The following is a 244-nucleotide window of genomic DNA, read 5'->3' on the forward strand; positions in this document are numbered from 1 at the left end:
AGAAATAAGGACTGGTCTCAAATCAGCACCTACCATTTCCCCCTTCTTTACTGAGCAAGATGTAACAAAGTGCCTTAAGGGGTGTAACCCCAAAAAAAGTCCTGGCCCTGACAACCTGAGTGGGCGCCTGTTAAAAACCTGTGCTGAACAGTTAGGCCCAATTTTAAATTTCATTTTTAATCTTTCTCTCTCCCTGCAAAAAGTACCAGCTGTTTGGAAACAGTCTGTGGTGGTACCCGTTGCC

1 protein-coding gene is annotated in these 244 nt (G+C 44.7%); it reads left to right on the plus strand.

Annotated features, from left to right (window positions below):
• The coding region (locus IEQ44_RS17440; RefSeq protein WP_227487704.1) for a hypothetical protein at positions 1–244 on the plus strand (244 nt) is incomplete at both ends.

Origin of the sequence: Nocardioides malaquae, from assembly GCF_015070385.1 — a bacterium.
GTDB classification, from domain to species: domain Bacteria; phylum Actinomycetota; class Actinomycetes; order Propionibacteriales; family Nocardioidaceae; genus Nocardioides; species Nocardioides malaquae.